Source organism: Flavobacterium lotistagni (assembly GCF_011392125.1).
Lineage (GTDB): Bacteria > Bacteroidota > Bacteroidia > Flavobacteriales > Flavobacteriaceae > Flavobacterium > Flavobacterium lotistagni.
The window spans coordinates 152118-171259 of the sequence record NZ_JAAJBU010000006.1 but is presented as its reverse complement, the minus strand read 5'-3'; the positions used below and the strand labels follow the sequence as shown (position 1 = coordinate 171259).

The following is a 19142-nucleotide window of genomic DNA, read 5'->3' as shown; positions in this document are numbered from 1 at the left end:
CTACAAACAGAAAAGGTGTCTTCGGATGCCTTTTATTTTTTGTGTAAAATGGCATCGAGTTCTTGGTCATAGAAAAATAAGAACATACTGCCCATCATGTCTTGGTTGATGTTAGTGGTATTGTTGGCTTCGAGAACCAATTCATACTGATGATTGCGAAACATCCAAATACCTTCTTCTGATGAAAAAGCATCAATTTTTTCGAGACCGATTTTGTTTTTGTGATTCTTGATTTTGCTTTGAAAAATGGCTTTTTGAGCAGTTTTGTCCCACAAAGTGAGTGAAGTAGAAAAGGGATGCACATGTACAGCTGCAGCGTGAAGCCTAATACTGTCGGAATCCATCTGTAATTGCGTATCGACACTACTGCGATAATGGCTTTTGCCTGGCGGAATCACCCAATGTCCTGAAAGTTTGTTGCCTTGACCATCATCATAACTGTGGTTCTTAGTTTCTACCGGAATGCAATAACCTTTTCCAGGGTCAATTGGACTTTTGAACGGATCGATTTTATCATATGGCAGCATAATATAAACTGTTCGGCTCATCAGTGGCTTTAGCGTATTGGCTTTGGTGGCGTAGTCTATTTCGACTTCATGACGGATAAAAAATCGCGCATCAGCAATATTGTGGTTCAGCGATTCAGTGGTTACAAAAAGTAAATCATTGCCTTGCATTGGAACGCCATAACCTCTTGGGAAAGTAAAATCTTCTTGTCCGTGCGAAAGTGAAGTCATTCGCGGATATTGTTTGCCGATTCTTTTTTCGAGATGAAAATTGCTGAAATAGCGCACATCATTAAAGTCGATATTGGTGTGGCAAATGAAATCGTTTGAGATGCGCCGATGGTTATTGGCATTGAGGGCTTTTACATGAAAACCAGTAATCCAAAGCAACTCTTTTTTTGGGGACAATTGCACATAGTTTGATGATTTTGGGCCTTCCATTGATTTGTATATCCCGTCGATGTAAAATTCAGGAGAAGCCATCAGGTAACGTTGCAGATGGTTATCGATTTCCCAGTCGTTTTTCACCCAACCACTATGATGCAGCAGATAAGTTTTGACGATGGCTTTGTGCCGATTCGGTAGCCTATAATAAACTACCACCACTGCAAGTATTCCTACCAATGCAAGGCCGCCAGCGATTTTATATATCTTTGATCGTGTCATAACTTTTTTAAACCCTTCAAAAATAGCTATTTCCATCGAAAGGTAATGCATGATATAGGGGCTAACATTTTGCTCGATGGTTTCTTTGCATTGTATATTCTTGAGACAAATCCAAACTGAAAAACAGTGCTTAAAATTCAAAATTGGCAGAATTCGACTTTTAAATTTCGATTTTAACAATTATCCCATAGCCAAAATTACTATTTCGCAAAAGATGCTGATGCCCAGAGATTATTGGTTCAATTCTTTTTAGTAGTTACAACGTTTTCGTAATTTTGCCACGCAAACTGATAAACCTTAACTGATTATGGCTTTTGATATTGAAATGATCAAGAAAGTGTATGCTAATATGCCTGCCCGTGTCGATAAAGCACGCGAAATAGTAGGTCGTCCGCTTACACTTACTGAAAAGATTTTATACAACCACTTATGGGAAGGAATGCCTTCTCACGCTTTCAATCGCGGAAAAGATTATGTTGATTTTGCTCCAGACCGTGTAGCTTGTCAAGATGCGACGGCTCAAATGGCACTGTTGCAGTTCATGCACGCCGGAAAAAGCAAAGTAGCAGTTCCGACAACGGTGCATTGCGATCACTTAATTCAAGCTAAAGTTGATGCTAAGACCGATTTGGCTAGAGCGAAATCACAAAGCAATGAAGTATTTGAATTTTTATCATCGATTTCAGATAAATATGGCATTGGCTTCTGGAAACCCGGTGCAGGTATCATTCACCAAGTAGTTCTTGAAAATTATGCGTTTCCAGGCGGAATGATGATTGGTACCGATTCACACACAGTAAATGCCGGCGGACTCGGAATGGTTGCCATTGGAGTTGGCGGTGCTGATGCCGTTGATGTGATGTCAGGCATGGCTTGGGAATTGAAGTTCCCGAAACTTATTGGAGTGAAATTAACCGGAAAACTTTCAGGTTGGACTGCTCCAAAGGATGTGATTTTGAAAGTAGCCGGAATTTTGACCGTAAAAGGAGGAACCGGATGTATCGTAGAGTATTTCGGCGAAGGTGCTACAGCAATGTCTTGCACAGGTAAAGGAACGATTTGTAATATGGGTGCAGAAATTGGCGCGACTACTTCTACTTTTGGTTATGATGCTTCTATGGATCGTTACCTTCGTTCTACCGGAAGAGCTGATGTAGCTGAAGAAGCAAACAAAATTGCATCATATCTAACAGGTGATGCAGAAGTTTATGCTAATCCTGAGGCTTATTTCGACCAAGTAATCGAAATCAATCTTTCAGAATTAGAGCCATATCTCAACGGTCCATTCACCCCTGATTTGGCTACTCCGATTTCGAAAATGAAAGAAGAAGCCGTAAAAAATAACTGGCCTTTGAAAATTGATATCGGCCTGATTGGTTCTTGTACCAATTCCTCTTATGAAGATATTGCTCGAGCCGCCTCTCTTGCCAAACAGGTTGCGGATAAAAATTTGAAAACAAAATCTCAATTTACTATCACGCCGGGTTCTGAATTGGTTCGATACACTATTGAGCGAGATGGTTTCATCGATACATTCGACAAAATTGGAGCAACGGTTTTCGCCAATGCTTGCGGTCCATGTATCGGAATGTGGGATCGTGAAGGCGCTGAAAAAGAAGAACGCAACACCATTGTGCATTCGTTCAATAGAAACTTCTCTAAACGGGCAGACGGCAACCCAAATACGCTAGCCTTTGTTGGTTCTCCAGAATTGGTGACTGCTTTGGCCATTGCAGGAGATTTATCCTTTAATCCGCTGACTGATACTTTAATCAATGAAGACGGAATGGAAGTAAAATTAGATGAACCTACCGGAAATGAATTGCCGCCCAAAGGTTTTGACGTAGAAGATGCCGGTTATCAAGCCCCTGCAGAGGACGGTTCAAAAGTGCAAGTGGTGGTTTCTCCTACTTCTGAGCGATTGCAGCTATTGGCTCCGTTTGAAGCTTGGGACAAAAAGAACATCACTGGTGCAAAATTGCTCATCAAAGCTTTTGGCAAATGCACTACTGACCATATTTCAATGGCTGGTCCTTGGTTGCGTTTCCGTGGGCATTTGGACAATATCTCTAACAACATGCTTATTGGCGCGATTAACGCCTTTAATCAGAAAGCAAATTCTGTAAAAAATCAACTTACTGGTGCGTATGATGCAGTTCCTGCTGTTCAGCGGGCTTATAAAGCTGCCGGAATTCCTTCGATTGTCGTTGGAGATCATAATTACGGTGAAGGTTCATCGCGTGAGCATGCAGCTATGGAGCCTCGTTTTTTGGGTGTGAGAGCAGTTTTGGTAAAATCTTTTGCTAGAATCCACGAAACGAATTTGAAGAAACAAGGCATGTTGGCACTCACTTTCGCTAATGAAGCCGATTACGAAAAAATCCAAGAGAACGATACTATTAATTTCCCTGATTTAGTTGATTTTGCTCCAGGTAAACCATTGACTTTAGAGTTTGTTCATCAAGATGGTACTAAAGATATCGTTATGGCCAATCATACTTATAACGAAGGCCAGATTGGTTGGTTTGTGGCTGGTTCTGCTTTAAATTTGATTGCAGCAGCTGGCAAAGCTTAATCCAATTAGACTTCTAAATTCATTAAAATCCCTGAATCTAAATTCAGGGATTTTTTTTGCATGTTAGCCATTTTTTTAAAAGCAGTGAAGAAAATTCTTTTGGTTTTAACGTTTTTTCATAATTTATAATATGTAAGAAAATACTTTTATAAAAATTAAAAAAATGTAATTAATCGAAAAAATCAAACACTTTATCGAATTTTTAAAAATTCAATTTTTTAAATCCTATTAATTTGTGGTGTGTTATTATTGTCCCCAAATGATAATTAATGCTGCTCCCTAAAAAAATCAGTATGAAAACCTTAACCTACTATTATGAAAAAATTTTTACTAATGCTACTTGCAGCAGTAGCTACCTACGGACAAAACCAAACTTACACCGCCAGTACTGAGGTATTTTCAAACCCTGACAGAGGATTTTATCATTATTCTTCCTCAGGATCGAGCTCAAATTATTCATTTCTTTCAGCCAGTACGCTGAATTCTTATCGCAACCAAAATATGTCTGTTGTGCAAAGAATTTTTTACTTGACACAGTTCACATCATCGCCAATTTCAAGTACGTTTTTGACGAACATGCAAACTGATTTTAACACCATTCGCAACGCAGGCATGAAAGTCATGATTCGATTCGCTTATTCAAACAGCGAAAGCGCCGCGGTACTTGATGCTACCAAAGCACAAATTTTGGCGCACATTCAACAAGTAGCGCCGGTAATCAATGCCAACAAAGATGTGATTGTAATGTACCAATACGGTTGGATTGGTGCTTGGGGCGAGAACTACTACAGCAGCCAAGTAGCCGATTTTGGAACCGGCGATTACACCCGTTATACTACTACACAATGGGCCAATCGCAAAGAAGTACTCGATGCCATGATTAATGCTACGGCGGTTGAAATTCCAATTCAGGTGCGTTATGTAGAGTACAAAAAACGCTTGTATCCAAATGGTCATAGCAGAATTGGTTTTTACAATGATGCGTTCCTTGGTGAATGGGGCGATTCAGGTATGTTCTTGGTCAATAGCGTTCAAAGTGCGCCTAGCTCTGCGGATAGTACTTACTTAACAACACAAACAGAGAACCTTCCGATGACTGGCGAGACCAATCAAGTCAATGCGCCGAGAACCAATTGTAGTAATGCGGTGTTGGAAATGGCCAAATACAACTGGAGTTTAATCAATAAAGATTATTTGACGGACAACATCAATACTTGGGTTTCCGGCGGTTGTTATACCGAAATGGACAAGAAACTCGGCTACCGTTTCGAGCTCTTGAATTCGTCGTACGCCAATAATACGATTACCATTAACCTACAAAATTCAGGTTATGCGAATATTTATCGCTCAAGAAAAGCCTACATTGTTTTGAGAAATACTACTTCCGGCGCAGAAACTTCAGTAGAAATAGCTGCCGATCTTAAAGCGTGGAAAAAAAGTATGGCCATCCAACTCACCAAAAATCTGAGCGGTGCTGTAGCCGATGGAACTTACCAACTATTCCTGAATTTGCCTGATCCAACTTTAACCAGTCCGTTGTATTCGATTCGTTGCGCCAACACTGGAACTTGGGACGCAACCAAAGGCTACAACAACCTGAACCAAACCGTTGTCATTAGCGGTTCTACGGTCACTACACCAATAGTTACTACGCCGGTTGTTACAACACCCGTGGTCACAACGCCTGTAGTTACGACACCCGTGGTTACTACGCCGGTTGTCACTACACCAGTAGTCACAACGCCTGTAGTATTGCCGGTAGAGATTATCTATGTTAGCAGCACCGAAAGTTTAGTGATTAACAATTTACCTAGCACAAATTACACTGTAAAAGTGTACAATCAAAATGGGAATTTAAAAGCGACATCAACCGATTTGAGTAATCTCAGAAGGGGCTATTACATTGTAAAGGTGAGATGCAACGGAGTGACCACCACCAAGAATATCTATAAATCTTAAGCTTGCCATAAAATTTAGTTTTGTTAATTTCATTTATTACGGAAAAGCCTGTTCTATCTAGAGCAGGTTTTTTTTATCTATCAGCGCGACAACTTTTTTATATCTTAGCCGATAACTCACCAAAAAAACCAGATTATGGAAAACCCAACAGAAGAACATTTTAAAAGAGAACTCGGCTTGTTCGATGCCGCGATGCTCGTAGTCGGCTCAATGATTGGCTCAGGTATTTTTATTGTCAGTTCCGATATTGCGCGCCAAGTGGGTTCGGCCGGATGGCTCATTCTAATTTGGGTGCTGTCAGGAATCATTACGATGATTGCGGCGGTAAGTTATGGCGAACTCAGTGCGATGTTTCCCAATGCGGGCGGACAATACGTTTACCTTCGCGAAGCCTATAACAAACTGGTTGCCTTTCTTTACGGATGGAGTTTCTTCGCCGTCATTCAAACCGGAACTATCGCGGCTGTAGGTGTAGGTTTTTCTAAGTTTGCGGCTTATCTGTTTCCGGTAATGAGCGAAGAAAATATACTTTTTCAATCCGGAGGCTTTACTTTGCACGCAGCCCAGATCGTTTCTATTATTACTATCGTGATTCTGACTTATCTCAACAGTCGTGGTGTGAAGAACAGTAAAACTTTGCAGTCGGTACTTACGGTCATCAAGATATTGTCGCTTTTAGGGCTGGTGGTTTTTGGTTTCTTGCTCGGTGCGAAAGCCCAAATCTGGAATACCAATTGGGCCGATATGTGGGCCACCAAAACCTATGTTCAAGATACGGCTTCATGGCTACCGATTAGCGGTGTCGCGCTTATTTCTGGAATTGCGGCGGCTATGGTAGGTTCTTTATTCTCAAGCGATGCCTGGAATGGCGTAACATTTATTGCTGGTGAAATCAAGAATCCGAAGCGCAATGTGGGTTTGAGCTTATTTCTCGGAACTTTCATCGTTACGATTATCTATATTTTGGCCAATTTAATGTATCTCGCCGTCATTCCCTTCGACGAAATCGCTACAGCCAAATCCGATAGGGTAGCGGTCGTGGCCTCGCAATACATTTTCGGAAACATCGGCACTTTGATTATCGCGGTCATGATTATGATTTCCACTTTTGCCTGTAATAACGGGCTGATTATGGCCGGCGCGCGGGTTTATTACACTATGGCCAAAGACGGTTTGTTCTTTGAAAAAGCGGCGCACCTGAACTCGGCGAGTGTTCCTGCTTGGGCTTTGTGGGCGCAATGCATTTGGGCTTCGGCGCTTTGCCTGACCGGAAAATACGGCGATTTGCTCGATTTCGTAATCATTATTGTGCTGATTTTCTACATCCTGACTATTTACGGAATTTTCATTCTGCGCAGAACGCAACCTAATGCGGAAAGACCGTACAAAGCCTTTGGTTATCCAGTGTTACCGGCGATTTACATATTGCTGGCGAGCGCGATCTCTATTGCGTTGCTCTTCACCAAAACCAGCACTTGCGGTTGGGGCGTATTGATTATGCTAGCCGGAATACCGGTGTATTACCTGACCAAGCCGAAAGGGTAAATAGTTTGTAGATAACAGTTCACAGTTTTTTGGGCGTTACCCTGCGGGTCGGGCTTTCCGCAGTACGCGGTACAAGCTCCAATCCCTAACGCGGTCGTGTTGCCAAGATGCAGCCCTAGCCCGGATGGCAGCGGCACTCTTTTGCGCTGGCGTTCAGCGGAAAAGGTATAGCGTACAGCCGGATCAGCTTCTAAAAAAAAGCACAGACTTCCCTAAAAAATCTGTGCTAATCCGTGTAATCTGTGTTTAAATTTCTATACCGCGTGTTTGGCGAGCAACACTATCTGCCCCAAATGATAAGCATCGTGCTGGATAATGCCGTGAATGTGGTCGGCGTAACTGAGCTCGTTAGTCGGATAAATTTTCTCTAGCGATTCGGCTTGCATATTGTCTAAGAATTCCAACCAATCTTCCTGAGCTTCGTGCAGTTTTTCGAGAGTTTTTTGCCAAGCGGCTTCAGAGGTATCGCTCACCGGCAAAAAGTAATTGTGCTCGGGCGATTTGATGGTTTTGCCTTTCACGCGCTGCAACACATTCTCACGCCAACTGATCAAATGGTTGGTGATTTCCCAAATCGAGTTCCAGTTAGGATGAAGTTTGTGTGCGGCTTGCTGTGCCGACAACACAGACAAAGTATCCACCAAAGTCACATCGAGCCAAGGGTCGCCGGCATACAAGTCTTCGAACATTTTATGGAGTCTTTCGGTTTCTTTCATAGCATTTTTTTTTGACGTTTAAATTTAAAGCAAAAATCCGCTCCAGTAACGGCAGCGGATTTTTTTTGGGTTAGGGTTGGGTTAGTTACTATTAATAGTAAGTGTAACGTCTTACTTTAGCAATATATTTAGCCAAGCGAATCACCTGATGGCTGTAGCCGTATTCGTTATCGTACCAAATATAAAGCACGATGTTTTTTCCGTCGGCCGAAACAATGGTGGCGTTGCTGTCATAAATCGATGGCGCTGAGGTTCCGATGATGTCTGACGACACCAACTCGTTGTTCAACGAATATTTAATTTGCTCTACCAGTTCGCCTTCCAACGCATATTTTTTCATGATGGCGTTGATTTCGGCTACCGAAGTTTCTTTGTTGACTTCTAGGTTCAACACTACCAATGAGCCGTTTGGAACCGGAACACGAATCGCGTTCGAAGTCAGTTTTCCTGTTAAGCTTGGCAATGCTTTGGCTACGGCACTTCCGGCTCCGGTTTCGGTAATGACCATGTTCAGACCGGCAGCTCTTCCGCGACGGTATTTCTTGTGCATGTTGTCTACCAAGTTTTGGTCGTTGGTATAAGCGTGAATCGTTTCTAAGTGGCCTTTTACTACACCCAAAGTATCTTCGACCGCTTTCAAAATCGGAGTGATGGCGTTGGTCGTACAAGAAGCCGCAGAGAAAATATCAATTTCATCCGGATTGTACTCATTTTGGTTTACACCATGAACGATGTTCGGAACACCTTTTCCTGGCGCAGTCAACAATACTTTAGAAACGCCTTTGGAAGTCATGTGGCGCGACAAAGCTTCGTGTGTAGTGAAAGCTCCGGTGTTGTCGATTACTAGCGCATCACCAATACCGTATTTAGTATAGTCAATATCTTCTGGGCCATTGGCGGTAATGATATGCACCGTAGTACCGTTAATAATCAGTGCATTGTTTTCCGCATCGGCTACTACCGAACCTTGAAAATCTCCGTGGATGGAATCATAGCGCAACAACGAAGCTCTTTTTTCTAATGAAACCGCATCGTTCTTGTCACGGGTAACAATCGCTCTTAATCTTAATTGGTTGCCTTTGCCCATTTTCGACATCAACTCTCTGGCGAGCAAACGACCGATACGACCAAAACCATAAAGCACCACATCTTTAGGTTGGATGTCTTGGGTGTCTTTCGCGTTGCGGAGTTTGTCGGTCACGAAAGCGCGGGCATTATCGTATTTGTTGTTTTCCAGATTGAATTCGTAAGTGAGTTTTCCAATATCGAGCTTTGAAGGCGGCAAATCCATAGAAAGAATCGCTTTGGCAATCTCCACAGAATCAAAAATTGAAATCGGCTTGCCCACAAATTCACCGGCGTATTCGTGCAGGTTGATGATGTCGCTCACATTGCGGTTGATCAGTTGGTTGCGGAAAAGCACCATTTCGATCGATTTGTCGTACCAAAGATCGCTAATGATTTTGATGAATTCTACGCTGGCGCGTCGGCGGTCTACCTGAAAAGAAACCTCTTTTTCGTAAGAATTGATGTTGCTCATGTTCGGAAAAAATAAGTTAGTGATGTTGTTTTTTTGGTTTAATCTTAAAAATAGTGACTTGGGTTGTTGGTTTCAAGTCGCCGCAAAAGTATTGATTTCAAACGTTTTCGTAAAATGTTTTTTAACTTTTTTGCATAAAAAAGCCGCCTTGTGTTGTAGGCGGCTTTTTCAGAATTAACAATTAACCAAATCTATATAATAATTCTGATGCGTTGTCCGAGCTTGTTGATCATTTCAATGCTTACGCTTTGGTTTTCATCTTTTTTCTCTAAAATTCTTGAAGTCGTTTCTACATCGGAAGTCTTCATATTGTCGATACTCAAAATGATGGTTCCTTTGAGTTCGTCATAATAAGGTTTTAGATTTTCGTTGCGGATTTCCTTAATGCGCACACCAGAATCAATGCGGAATTTTTTCTTGTCGGCGCTGTCGATATTTTCAAACTCCAAGCCTTTAAATTCTGTAGTGAAGAATTCATTTTTGCTCAAAACCACAGGCACAGTATAGGTTTTTTCGTCTCTAATATAAGTAACCTGAATTTTGTCGTTTGGCCTTTTGGTGTTGATGAAACCAGACAATTCGGCGTATGTGGTAATCGGCTGGTTGTTCAGTTTAACTATGATGTCGCCTTTGGTCAGACCGGCTTTCTCAGCTCCAGAATTTTTGGTCACTTTTTTCACGTAAAATCCTTGGGTTTCTTTGATGCCGAGTTCTTTGGAAGCTGCGCTGTTGAGTTCGCCGCCTTCAATACCAAGAATGCCTCGTTGCACGTTGCCGAATTCCATAATATCTTCAATAATTTTTCTAGCAATATTCGACGGAACTGCGAAAGAATAACCAACGTAAGATCCGGTTTGAGACGAAATCATCGTGTTAATTCCAATAAGTTCTCCACGGGTATTAACTAAAGCGCCACCACTGTTTCCTGGGTTTACCGCCGCATCGGTCTGGATGAACGATTGGATTCCGTTGGTGTCTAAATTTCGGGCTTTAGCAGAAACAATTCCGGCAGTAACAGTAGAAGTGAGGTTATAAGGATTTCCAACCGCTAACACCCATTCGCCAATACGGGCATTGTCTGAATCAGCAAAAACAGAGTAAGGTAGTTTCTCGTCTGCATCGATTTTGAGAAGGGCAATATCCATTTTAGAATCGGTTCCGATGAGTTTGGCTTTATAGGTTTTTTTGTTGTTTAAAGTAATTTCGATGTCTGAAGCATCTTTAATAACATGGTTGTTGGTCACGATGTAACCGTCTTCAGAAATGATTACGCCCGATCCGGTTCCCACTTGTTCTTGCTGCTGTCCGCCGCCATAGCCATAAAAGAACTCCAGCATTGGGTTGCTAATGGTTCTATAAGACACATTTTTTACGTGCACCACGCTGTGAATCGTTTTGTCTGCCGCTTCGGTAAAGTCTACGGTTTCAGCGCCTAAGCCTACTGTTCTGGCGTAATTGTTTGGGGCTGTGGTCACAATATTTTTTTGCTTAGAAAAAACGGCGTCATCGTCAAGAAACAATTTGTAGCCTCCAAGTGTAGTGGCTCCACTAAGTACTGCCACTAAAAATAAACTCGAAAATTTTTTCATTTTGCCTTTAAAATTTTAATTAAACGTTTCTGTTTTTTTTGGTTTTGGAGTCGTAAAATTAGAAAACAAATTCCTGTGCAAAAACAGTTTAACGCTCGTTTAACAACGATTAACGTTTCATTGGCAGCACTCCAATTCTAGATAATATTCGTTAACTTTGGGCTTCATTTTTCGACTATGCAAATTACTTTTTACAAATACGAAGGCACCGGAAATGATTTCGTGATGATTGACAACCGCGACCTTCACTTCCCCAAGCACAACACTAAACTCGTGGCCCATTTGTGCGACCGCAGATTTGGCATTGGTGGCGACGGATTGATTTTATTAGAAAACCATCCCGATGCCGATTTCAACATGGTGTATTACAATTCAGACGGTAACCCGAGTTCGATGTGCGGCAACGGCGGTAGATGCATCGTGGCTTTTGCGCAGCATTTGGGAATTATCGAACATCAGGCCGCTTTTCAGGCTGTAGATGGTTTGCACCACGCGACGACTTTCGACAGCGGTTTGGTTTCGCTTCAGATGAGCGATGTCGATAAAGTGGAAATCCATGAAGATTATGTTTTTCTCAATACCGGTTCACCGCACCATGTGACTTTTGTAAATGATTTAGAACATTGGGATGTCAAGACGCAAGGCAGCAAGATCCGTTATAGTGAATTATACGGTACTGCGGGAAGCAATGTGAATTTTGTGCAACCCGTTGACGATATGACTTTTGCCATCCGCACTTATGAAAGAGGTGTCGAAGATGAAACGCTTTCTTGCGGAACCGGAGCTACCGCGGTGGCTATTGCGATGCATGCTTTAGGCAAAACCCAAGCGCAAAAGGTTCAAATTAATGTCGAGGGCGGAACCTTAGAAGTTGCTTTTGATAGTTCAGAAAAGGCGTATCAAAATGTGTTTCTTAAAGGGCCGGCTACTCTCGTTTTTAAAGGAGAAATCACATGTTGACTTTAAGAGGCGAATCGGTTCATTTGCGGGCACTCGAACCCGAAGATTTAGAATTTCTTTATCTAATTGAGAACGACGAATCCATTTGGGAAGTCAGTAATACCAGTACGCCGTATAGCAAGTTCCTGATTCGGCAATACCTAAAAAACGCGCATCAGGATATTTTTGAAGCCAAGCAATTGCGGTTGGCCATAGGTAAAAACGGGCAACGGCAACCTGTAGGTCTAATCGATTTGTTTGATTTCGACCCTAAAAACGCACGCGCCGGAGTAGGCATACTGGTCCATGATCCTGAAAATCGAAATGTTGGCATCGGCAAGGAAGCGTTAGGCTTGCTTATTCAATACGCGTTTAGGAAATTAAACCTGCACCAACTCTACGCAAATATTCATTCACAGAACCAACCGAGTTTGCATCTTTTTACTACTTTTGGATTTCAAAAAATAGGAACAAAAAAACAATGGAATCTCGTTGAAGGTCAATACCAAGACGAGGAAATGTTCCAACTCATCAATCATCATCAACTTTAAAATTCCGCACTTTGAACCTGAAAAAAATCGCCGCCATCATTTCTGTAGTTGTCATCACAGGATTAATGATTTACGGTTACCTTTTGTACCGCGCTATCTTTGCCAGCAATACCAATTTCCAGACCGAGCAAGTCTACGTCGAAATCCCGACCGATTCTGATTACGATCAAGTCAAGACAATTATGGCCGCTTATGTAAAAGACATGGACCGTTTTGAAAAAGTGGCCGAAAAGAAAGATTATCCTTCAAGACAAGAAAAAGCGGGTAGGTTTTTACTCAAAAAAGGAATGAACAGCAACGAGATTGTCAATGCCTTGCGCCAGAATGTGCCGGTGAATATTGCGTTTAATAATCAGGAAAGATTGGAGAATTTTGCCGGAAGAATTGCCAGTCAAATAGAAGCTGATAGTTTGAGTTTGCTGAAGTCTTTTACCGATGATAAATTTTTACAGGAAAACGGCTTCACCAAAGAGAATGTGTTGGCGATGTTTGTGCCGAATTCGTATGAGTTTTTTTGGAATACTTCTGCTGAGAAATTCCGCAATAAGATGCTCAAGGAATACCACAAATTCTGGACAGATGAGCGTCTGGAAAAGGCCAAGAAACTCAATTTGACACCGATTCAGGTATCGATATTGGCTTCGATTGTTCACAAGGAAACGGTCAAAACTGACGAGCGCCCAAAAGTGGCCGGTGTTTACCTAAACCGCTTGGCTAAAGGCATGAAACTCGAAGCTGACCCGACGGTGATTTACGCAGTCAAGTTACAAGACAATGACTTCAATAAAGTGATCAAGCGTGTACTCAATAAAGATTTGGCTACCCCTTCAGCTTACAATACCTATATGTATGCCGGTTTGCCGCCCGGACCAATCGCAATGCCCGACATCACGGCTCTCGATGCGGTGCTCAACCCAGAGCAGCACAATTTTATTTATTTCTGTGCCAGCGTAACACGTTTTGGTTACCATGAGTTTGCGGTCACTCCGGCGCAGCACGAAGGCAATCGACTGAAATACGTAGCCTGGATTTCTAGCCAAGGCATAAAGCGATAGGTTTTGCAGATTCGGCAGATTTTAGTTTTTGGTTGTTTTTTTATTTTTGCCTCTACCGTCGGTCAAGGTAAGTTGGATGGTTTTCTAAAGCCGTCAGACACTTTAGATATCAAAAGAAGAAATACCGTTATTATTTCAGAAGCTGCATTTTCGTCGGTGGTTTTGGTGGGTTTGAACCAAATTTGGTATGCCGATTATCCGCGCTCGAATTTCCACTGGATCAACGACAATTCAGAATGGTTACAAATGGACAAAGCGGGTCATGTGCTGAGTTGTTATCATTTGGGAAGTTTCGGACAACAAACTTTAGCTTGGAGTGGCGTGAGCGAAAAGAACCAATTAATTTACGGTGCTACGCTTGGTTTAGCTTTTATGTCAGTGGTTGAGGTAATGGATGGTTATTCCTCTAATTGGGGCGCGTCTTTAGGCGATGTGGCAGCTAATGTTACCGGAACTGCTTTATTTGTCTCGCAACAACTCGCTTGGAAAGAGCAGCGGATTGTTCCCAAATTTTCGTTCCATCAAACGCAATATGCGCCACAGCGTCCGGAAGTATTGGGGAAATCGCTCAACGAACAGATTCTTAAAGATTATAACGGACAAACTTATTGGCTCTCGGCGAATGTTCATTCGTTTTTCAAAAAAGGTAAAATTCCGCAATGGTTCAATGTGGCTTTGGGTTATGGAGCCGAAGGAATGATTACCGGAAATGATCCACCTGACGATGAAATTTCAGTTTCAGATGTGGAAAGATACCGACAATTTTATCTGAGTTTTGACGCTGATCTGACAAAAATTAAAACTAAATCTCACGTTTTAAAGACGATTTTTGCACTTTTCAACACGATTAAGATTCCGGCTCCGACCTTTGAAATCAATGGGCGCGGCGATTTGAAATTCCATTACCTTTATTTTTAGAAAAACTTTAACTGATTGATAGTCAGTTTTCTATTTTTTGCCGTACATTTGTCGCGCAGAAATTTTTCGGGGTGACAGACTGGAAAGAAAACCAATGTATGCACAAAAAATGGATATTTTATAGTAGTTTAAGTTTTATCATTACCTATTTGAGCTCCGGTTTTTCGCCGTCAGCCTTATCACATCAAAGTGAAGTTTTCACTTCCAAATCACAAGAGATGACCTATCTCTTACCTTCTCAAAATCCTTCAGATTATACCCAAAATCAAGTTCCTTTTACCGGTAAGTTTTTTATTGGTTTCAAGGAAGCCGTTGCTTTTAAAGAATCGCAGGGTCAGTATCACAAAGTCAATACACTCGGATACATGGGCAAGTACCAGTTCGGTGCTGAAACCTTGGCGTCTATCGGAATTCACGACAGTGTGGCTTTTTTGAAGAATCCGAAATTGCAGGAGAAAGCCTTTGTGGCCTTGTTATCTAAGAATAAATGGGAACTTCAAGACGAGATTCAGAAGTTTTCCGGGCAAGTCATTTCGGGAATTAAAGTCACAGAATCCGGAATTCTAGCTGCGGCTCATTTGGGCGGAGCTGGTTCGGTGAAACGCTTCCTAAACAGTAACGGACAACGAAAGTGCAAAGACCAATACGGTACTTCAGTCCGAAGTTACATGCGCGATTTTGCAGGTTATGAAACTAGTGGCATCATTGCCGACAACAACCCGAAGATTAAATAAACCTTTTCAGATTTTTTTGCGTCTTAAAATTTATGCAGAATAAAAATGGTAGGGCGGTTGTGTAAATCAACGCTGGTTTTCTTCCATTGCTGAATGCTTAACGTTTTAATATATTCGCTTGGAAGAGTGATGTCTGTGGCGATACAAAGTAAAGTTTGGGGCTGCAACATTTGTACTAAGTCTTCGAGAAGTTTATTGTTGCGATAGGGTGTTTCAATGAAAATCTGCGACTGGTTTTTATCAGTTGACAGTTTTTCGAAATATTTCAAGGCCGATTTTTTTTCAGATTTATCGATGGGCAAATAGCCGTTGAAAGCGAAACTCTGACCGTTCATACCCGAACTCATCAAAGCCAATAGAATAGAAGACGGACCAACCAGCGGCACCACCTGAATTCCTTTTGCATGAGCAATTTTTACAATCGCTGCACCGGGATCGGCCACGCCCGGACAACCGGATTCACTCATCACACCAACATTTTTGCCTTCCAGACAAGGTTGTAACATAGCGATGTGCTCACGGCTATCGGTGTGTTTATTTAACGTGCTCAGTCTCAAAGTTGCCTGCACTTTTTCGGGACAAATACTTTTGATGTATTTGCGAGCGGTCTTCTCATTCTCGACAATATAATCGTCAATAAAAGCGATGGTTCGCTTGATGGTCGCAGGTAGCACTTCCGTGGGATCGTTATCGCCTAAGGTAACAGGAATCAGATAAAGCTTTCCTAGTGGTTTCATGGCTTCAACTGTGTTTCTCAATCAGTTTTTTGGCTATGATGTCGCAGGTTTCGTCGAGCATTTCATACACACTGTCAAAACCAAACTGCGAACCATAATACGGATCAGGTACGTCGACATTTTCCCCGGGGAACAACTCGTTGAGAATCATTTTGACCTTGCTTTTTTGAGCGTCATTTTTTGCCATCGCCAGCACGTCGTTATAATTGGTGTGGTCCATGACATAGATATAGTCGTAACGGTCAAAGTCTTCTGTAGTGAACTGCTTTCCTCTTTGATTGGAAATGTCGAGCCCGTTTTTTCTGGCTACGGCAATCGATCGGTCATCGGGTTTTTTGCCAATGTGCCAATGCCCGGTGCCGGCCGAATCGACGAAAAAAGTGTCTTTGGGTAATTTGGATGCCAATAGTCCTTCTGCCAAAGGCGATCTACAGATGTTGCCCAGGCAGACCATTAAAATATTTACAGGCATTTTAGAGTGATAATTTTTTATGGATGTCTTCCACAAATTTCTTGAATTGCTTGTCAGTAGCTACTAAGTTGTCTACGGTTTTGCATGCGTGCAACACAGTAGCGTGGTCGCGGTCTCCAATTTGTGATCCGATGTTGGCCAATGAAGCTTTGGTGAACTTCTTGGCGAAGAACATAGCCAGTTGGCGTGCCTGAACCACATGTCTTTTTCTGGTTTTGGATTGCAGCACTTCGATATCGAGTTGGAAATAATCCGAAACTGTTTTCTGGATGTATTCGATGGAGATTTCGCGTTTGACGTTCTTCACGAATTTCTCTACCACATGCTTGGCCAGTTCAATCGTCACTTCTTTTTTGTTGAAAGAAGACTGAGCGATTAACGAGATAATAGCTCCTTCAAGTTCACGCACATTCGATTTGATGTTGCGGGCGACATATTCGATGATTTCCTCAGGCATATCTACACCGTCGCGGTACAAGATATTTTTTAAGATGGAAATTCTGGTTTCGTAATCGGGTTGATGCAACTCAGCAGAAAGCCCCCATTTGAAACGCGAGAGTAATCTTTGTTCTATATCTTGCATATCCACCGGCGCTTTGTCTGAAGTCAGGATGACTTGTTTGCCGTTTTGGTGTAGGTAGTTGAAGATATGGAAAAACACATCTTGCGTTCCTGATTTACCAGATAAGAATTGAACGTCATCAATGATGAGCACATCAATCAATTGGTAAAAATGGATGAAGTCGTTGCGGTTGTTTTTCTTAACCGAATCGATGTATTGTTGGGTGAAAATTTCCGCAGAAATATACAATACGGTTTTTTCTGGATATTTGTCTTTGATTTCAACGCCAATGGCATGGGCCAAATGGGTTTTTCCTAAACCGACACCGCCAAAAATCAGCAGCGGGTTGAAAGAAGTACCGCCGGGTTTGTTCGCCACGGCCATACCAGCCGAACGAGCCAAGCGGTTAGAATCGCCTTCAAGAAAATTCTCAAAACTATAATTGGCATTCAGTTGCGACTCTATTTTCAGGTTTCTGATGCCCGGAATCACAAAAGGATTTTTAAGCTCAGGACTTAAGTTCTTGAATGGGGCATCGACTTCCTGAGGTTTCATTGAACTGCGGTGTGCACTTGGCAATTGCTCAGTGAACGGTTGTTTGTTGCCATAAGTGTTCTCCATTTTAATTTTATAGAGCAATTTGGCATTTTTTCCGAGTTCTTTGGTTAGGGCAACTTTTAACAATTTTACGTAATGCTCTTCCAGCCATTCGTAGAAAAATTTACTCGGCACTTGAATGTAAAGTGCATTGTCGGTAAGCTCAACAGACTTAATCGGTTCAAACCAGGTTTTGTAAGCCTGATCCTGGATATTGTCTTTTATGAATGACAGACAATTTTCCCATACTGATTGCGCAGTTTTGCTCATATTATTTAGTAAATTTGTATTTTTATTAAAGGTTATCTTACAAAGGAAATCAGGCGATTTACCCTCACTTTTTGGGGTAACAAATATGTGAACAAAAATCGTTAAAAAAAAATAAAATTAGGGTTGATTAATTAAAAATATTGTCGTAAGACGCTTTTTTAACCCTGCTCAAGTTAGGTCAAAAACTCCAAAAAATCATTTCATGGAAGATCAGATTCAGTTGCGTGTGCGTTATTCAGAAACCGACCAAATGGGTGTCGTTTATCACGGTAGTTATATTCCTTATTTTGAAATTGGCCGCGTCGAATGGCTCAGAAATAGGGGTGTTTCTTATAAAAGTCTTGAAGAAAGCGGTGTTGCACTTCCGATTGTTTCGATGACACTCAACTACAAAAAACCTGCGCGTTATGATGATTTGTTGACCGTGAAAACCGTCTTCAAAAAGCACAGCTCGGTTAAGATTGAATTCGATTGTGAAATCTGGAACGAACAAAATGAGTTGTTAACAACTGCTTACTTTATTTTGGTGTTTGTCGACATGAAAACCGGTAGGCCGATGCTACCGCCAGATTATATCAAAAAGGTCATGGAAATCGATTAATTTTTTACCTGAATTTCTACTTCAAACAAATTTTCGAATGTCTCCCAAATTATCGCGGCATTTTTTTTTCGCGTGGCAATTTCAATCTCACAACTTTCATTCATTTTCTGGGAAATAATTTCTAAGTTTTTTTCCTTAATGACCCGCATGACTTTGTTCATATTCTTGTAGTCAAAGGAAACCAAGTAGTGAACATCAACAGTTTTTTCAATAATTATAGCGGCTTCAATGGCCATTTGTGCGGCAGTTCTGTAGGCTGAAATTAATCCGCCGACACCGAGTTTGGTGCCGCCAAAAAATCGTACGATGACAATTAGAATGTTGGTCAGTTCGCTGGATTGGATTTGTCCGTAAATTGGCATTCCAGCGCTATTGCTGGGCTCGCCGTCGTCGTTGGCCCGGAAACTGATTTTCTCGGTACCAATTTGATAAGCGTAGCAAAAATGAACGGCGTTGAAGTGTTTTTTGCGCAACGGCTCAATGAAGGTTTTCACTTCTTGCTCATCGGTAAGCGGAAAAGCGTAACCGAAAAACTTGCTGTTTTTTTCTTTATAAAGGATTTCCTCCGAAGCAGCGGCAATGGTTTTGTAAGTATCTTTAAATTCCAAGT

General features: G+C 41.8%; 17 protein-coding genes. 9 read left to right on the top strand and 8 right to left on the bottom strand.

Going from position 1 to position 19142, the window contains the following annotated elements; all coding sequences use genetic code 11:
• Positions 1-32 precede the first annotated feature (32 nt).
• On the bottom strand, positions 33-1172 hold the full coding sequence (locus G4D82_RS08945) for a hypothetical protein (RefSeq protein ID WP_166336770.1): 1140 nt from the start codon (positions 1170-1172) through the stop codon (positions 33-35).
• A 307-nt stretch (positions 1173-1479) separates the two neighbouring features.
• Here G4D82_RS08945 and G4D82_RS08940 point away from each other — a divergent pair, with 307 nt between their 5' ends.
• The 3 genes from G4D82_RS08940 (at position 1480) to G4D82_RS08930 (ending at position 7251) form a co-directional block, all read left to right on the top strand.
• Entirely contained in the window at positions 1480-3747 is a 2268-nt protein-coding gene (locus tag G4D82_RS08940) for an aconitate hydratase (RefSeq protein WP_166336768.1), read from the top strand.
• Positions 3748-4062: 315 nt separating this feature from the next.
• Positions 4063-5706, top strand: a complete 1644-nt coding sequence (locus G4D82_RS08935) for a DUF4832 domain-containing protein (RefSeq protein ID WP_166336767.1) — start codon at positions 4063-4065, stop codon at positions 5704-5706.
• 135 nt (positions 5707-5841) lie between these two features.
• On the top strand, positions 5842-7251 hold the full coding sequence (locus tag G4D82_RS08930) for an APC family permease (RefSeq protein ID WP_166336765.1): 1410 nt from the start codon (positions 5842-5844) through the stop codon (positions 7249-7251).
• Positions 7252-7505: 254 nt separating this feature from the next.
• On the opposite strand, the gene G4D82_RS08925 is transcribed toward G4D82_RS08930, so the two are convergent.
• The 3 genes from G4D82_RS08925 to G4D82_RS08915 all read right to left on the bottom strand — a co-directional run bounded on the left by G4D82_RS08925 (position 7506) and on the right by G4D82_RS08915 (position 11096).
• Positions 7506-7967: a DinB family protein gene (locus G4D82_RS08925; RefSeq protein ID WP_166336763.1), complete on the bottom strand. Its 462-nt coding sequence runs from the start codon at positions 7965-7967 to the stop codon at positions 7506-7508.
• A gap of 91 nt (positions 7968-8058) precedes the next feature.
• The gene (locus tag G4D82_RS08920) at positions 8059-9507 is read right to left on the bottom strand and encodes a glyceraldehyde-3-phosphate dehydrogenase (protein ID WP_166336761.1); all 1449 of its coding nucleotides are present in this window, start codon (positions 9505-9507) and stop codon (positions 8059-8061) included.
• A gap of 191 nt (positions 9508-9698) precedes the next feature.
• Positions 9699-11096: a S1C family serine protease gene (locus tag G4D82_RS08915; protein ID WP_166336759.1), complete on the bottom strand. Its 1398-nt coding sequence runs from the start codon at positions 11094-11096 to the stop codon at positions 9699-9701.
• A 177-nt stretch (positions 11097-11273) separates the two neighbouring features.
• On the opposite strand from G4D82_RS08915, the gene dapF reads away from it, so the two are divergent.
• From dapF to G4D82_RS08890, 5 genes are all read left to right on the top strand, one after another.
• Complete coding sequence (gene dapF, locus G4D82_RS08910; RefSeq protein WP_166336757.1) at positions 11274-12056, top strand: diaminopimelate epimerase; 783 nt, start codon at positions 11274-11276, stop codon at positions 12054-12056.
• A complete protein-coding gene (locus G4D82_RS08905; protein WP_166336755.1) occupies positions 12050-12586 on the top strand; it encodes a GNAT family N-acetyltransferase in 537 nt (178 codons plus the stop codon). Before dapF ends, G4D82_RS08905 begins: the two co-directional genes overlap by 7 nt.
• 11 nt (positions 12587-12597) lie before the next feature.
• The gene (gene mltG / locus G4D82_RS08900; protein ID WP_166336753.1) at positions 12598-13641 is read left to right on the top strand and encodes an endolytic transglycosylase MltG; all 1044 of its coding nucleotides are present in this window, start codon (positions 12598-12600) and stop codon (positions 13639-13641) included.
• 9 nt (positions 13642-13650) lie between these two features.
• A complete protein-coding gene (locus G4D82_RS08895) occupies positions 13651-14559 on the top strand; it encodes a DUF2279 domain-containing protein (RefSeq protein ID WP_394352289.1) in 909 nt (302 codons plus the stop codon).
• A gap of 218 nt (positions 14560-14777) precedes the next feature.
• Positions 14778-15293 (top strand): peptidoglycan-binding protein LysM, encoded by a 516-nt coding sequence (locus G4D82_RS08890; RefSeq protein ID WP_317167566.1) that lies wholly within the window; start codon positions 14778-14780, stop codon positions 15291-15293.
• A gap of 23 nt (positions 15294-15316) precedes the next feature.
• On the opposite strand, the gene G4D82_RS08885 is transcribed toward G4D82_RS08890, so the two are convergent.
• From G4D82_RS08885 to dnaA, 3 genes are read right to left on the bottom strand one after another with little or no spacing between them, the layout of a single operon-like run.
• The gene (locus G4D82_RS08885) at positions 15317-16030 is read right to left on the bottom strand and encodes an SAM-dependent methyltransferase (protein ID WP_166336800.1); all 714 of its coding nucleotides are present in this window, start codon (positions 16028-16030) and stop codon (positions 15317-15319) included.
• 4 nt (positions 16031-16034) lie between these two features.
• The gene (locus tag G4D82_RS08880; protein WP_166336751.1) at positions 16035-16502 is read right to left on the bottom strand and encodes a low molecular weight protein-tyrosine-phosphatase; all 468 of its coding nucleotides are present in this window, start codon (positions 16500-16502) and stop codon (positions 16035-16037) included.
• A gap of 1 nt (position 16503) precedes the next feature.
• The gene (gene dnaA / locus G4D82_RS08875; protein WP_166336749.1) at positions 16504-17931 is read right to left on the bottom strand and encodes a chromosomal replication initiator protein DnaA; all 1428 of its coding nucleotides are present in this window, start codon (positions 17929-17931) and stop codon (positions 16504-16506) included.
• Positions 17932-18133: 202 nt separating this feature from the next.
• Between dnaA and G4D82_RS08870 the strand changes: the two genes are divergently transcribed.
• Positions 18134-18532, top strand: a complete 399-nt coding sequence (locus G4D82_RS08870; protein ID WP_166336747.1) for an acyl-CoA thioesterase — start codon at positions 18134-18136, stop codon at positions 18530-18532.
• Here G4D82_RS08870 and G4D82_RS08865 read toward each other — a convergent pair.
• Positions 18529-19140: an IMPACT family protein gene (locus G4D82_RS08865; protein WP_166336745.1), complete on the bottom strand. Its 612-nt coding sequence runs from the start codon at positions 19138-19140 to the stop codon at positions 18529-18531. The two genes, G4D82_RS08870 and G4D82_RS08865, sit on opposite strands and share 4 nt — an antisense overlap.
• Positions 19141-19142: the final 2 nt, after the last annotated feature.